This window comes from Vagococcus sp. WN80Y, assembly GCF_059621045.1.
In genome coordinates this window covers 1-2629 of sequence record NZ_JCAQHY010000071.1, presented here as the reverse complement: position 1 = coordinate 2629, position 2629 = coordinate 1, and the positions used below count along the sequence as shown (strand labels likewise).

Below are 2629 nucleotides of genomic sequence, written 5' to 3'. Positions count from 1 at the left end.
AAGCCAGCTTGCCAAAAAATCGTTTACTGATTTTTTGTAGTCCACATAATCCAGTGGGCCGTGTCTGGCGCCAAGCAGAACTAGAAGAAGTTGACCGGATTTGTCGCAAGCATCAGGTGATGGTCGTTTGCGATGAAATCCATTTCGACCTGATTTCACCGGGCTTTCAGCACACCGTCTTCAGTACCTTGTCGGCAGAGGCTCAAGCCAATTCAGTGATTCTAACCGCTCCGAGTAAGAGCTTTAATCTGGCTGGCCTCCAAACAGCGAATGTCGTGATCGCTAACCCTGAATTGCGGGAGCGATATACCGCCGTTCAAGGAGCCGACGGCTTTCACCTGTTGAATGCCATAGGACCGAAAGCCTGTGAATTAGCCTATAACCAGTGCGAGAATTGGCTGACTGACTTTTTAGAGCTAGTCGAAACCAATCGACAAGTCTTTGACGCTTTTATGACGGAGCACTTGCCAGAGTTAACGATTTCCCCATTAGAAGGGACGTATCTTCAGTGGTTCAACTGCCAAGCTCTTGGTATGACCGATGAGGCACTAACTGACTTCCTTGTTCACGACTGTCACTTAGTTCTTGATCCCGGCAATTTATTCGGTGAAGAAGGCCAACAGTTCCAACGGATCAGTTTAGCCTGTACCACCGCTGTCTTAACTGCTGCCCTTGAACGTCTAGCCAAAAAAGTAAAGGAGCTCTCTCATGATAAATACTAACGATTTAATCAAAAAAATAGCCGAACTCGATCCTTATATGCGTGAAACCAGAGGCTATTTACATCAACACCCTGAAGTCTCATCCAATGAATGGCAGACTCGCGAATTTTTAAAAGCAGAAGTGGCTAAATTAGGCCTACCAATTACCGACGTTCCAACCACTGGGTTCTATGCCATCTTGGACACGAAGCGCGAAGGAAAAACCGTAGCCTTACGAACGGACATTGATGCCCTGCCAATTTTAGAACAGCCCACTAACCTGAAAGGGCCACGTAAGTGGCTCTCGGAAGTTGAGGGGGTCTCTCATATGTGTGGTCATGATGGGCATATGGCTGTCTTACTTGCTGCCATGCGTTTATTAGCTGAGATCAAAGACGAGCTATCAGGACGGATTATTTTCTTGTTTGAAGAAGGAGAAGAAATAGGCTCAGGGATTGAGGCCATGATTGAGAGTCTTCAACCCTTAGGCATTGACGCGATTTATGGCACCCATTTGACCGCCTTTATGCCAACGGGTCAAATCTGTTTGGATGGTGGTCCGCGAATGGCCGGAGCCGCGGTGATTGACTTTGAAGTGGTCGGTCGCTCTGGTCATGGCTCTCGTCCTGATTTATCCATCAATCCAATTTTCGCCGCTGCCAATGTTCTAACCGGTTTGACGAATGCGTGGGCTAATCAGTTGGATGTGAGTAAGACGGTGACCCTTGGGTTAACTCAATTCCATGCAGGGAGTGCCAACAATGTCATACCTGATACGGCTTATATTGGGGGAAGCTTACGGTATTTTGATGTGGCAGAAGGTCATAGAGCGATGGCGGTCTTAAAGGAAGTCGCAGAACATACAGCGGCGGCTCATAAGTGCACCATTCGTTACTTGGACGGTATGCGCTTTGCCACGATTCCGGTCTTAAATGATCCCTTACTCGCAGAAATTGCGCGACATGGGGTCAACGACTTGTATCCAGACAAGCTGGTAGAAGGCATTCAGTGGTACGCCTCAGAGTCCTTTTCGCACTATGCCAAAGTCGCGCCAAGTGTCTTTGCCTTTGTAGGGATTGGCAACCCCGAGGTTGGCAGTGGGGCCGAGCATCATAATGATTACTTTGATTTAGATGAGGATGCCTTAGCGTACAGCTTAGGAGCCACGGTGAAGTTTGCGCTTAATTTTTTAACGGAGTAAGGGAAATGAACAGTGAGCGATCAGGGGAAGTCGTTCACTGTGAAAAGTGGTTAATTAATCATGAATGACTGTCTAGGATGAGTGATGATAGTGGGGGGATCAGTTAACGGATGTTGTTTAATTAATGGAAAAAATACAGCTCATGTCTGGATTCAGTCGACAAAAGTGATTGATGTATTATAGGGGAAACAGCTGATATAACAGTGATTTCGCTGTTTGTAAGCTGTCGTCTGAATGACTTTTTAGTAAGTCGCTAGTTGAATAGTATGTTATTAAATGATCAAGAATACTAGATTTTTCTTTATTTTTAAAAGGTGTTATTTAATTAAAGTGGAAAATATAGCTCATGTCTGGATTCAGTCGACATTAGTGAGTCATGAATTATAGGGGAACAGTTGATATAACAGTGTATGTATCAAGTTTCCCCATGTTTGTAAGCTGTCGCCTGAACGACTTTTTAGTAAGTCGCTAGTTGAATAGCATGTTATTAGATGATCAAGAATACTAGATTTCCCTTTATTTTTAAAAGATGTTATTTAATTAAAGTGTAAAATACAGCTCATGTCTGGATTAAGTCGACATAAGTGATTCATGGATTATAGGGGAAATGAATTTGGGACGTAAGTCCGAAGAACCTTAAAATAGAAGACCGAAAATCGTAAAAAATGATTTTCAGTCTTCTATTTTTTAGATTATTAGGAGAATCCTCTTTGTTTTCTAGCTTACT

General features: G+C 43.9%; 2 protein-coding genes. Both read left to right on the top strand.

Features of this window, described 5'->3' with window-relative positions; all coding sequences use genetic code 11:
- On the top strand, positions 1-722 hold a 722-nt coding region (locus tag AC5KOD_RS02840; RefSeq protein WP_496913024.1), incomplete at its 5' end, for a MalY/PatB family protein.
- Entirely contained in the window at positions 709-1902 is a 1194-nt protein-coding gene (locus tag AC5KOD_RS02835; RefSeq protein ID WP_496913023.1) for an amidohydrolase, read from the top strand. The genes AC5KOD_RS02840 and AC5KOD_RS02835, both read left to right, overlap by 14 nt.
- Positions 1903-2629: the final 727 nt, after the last annotated feature.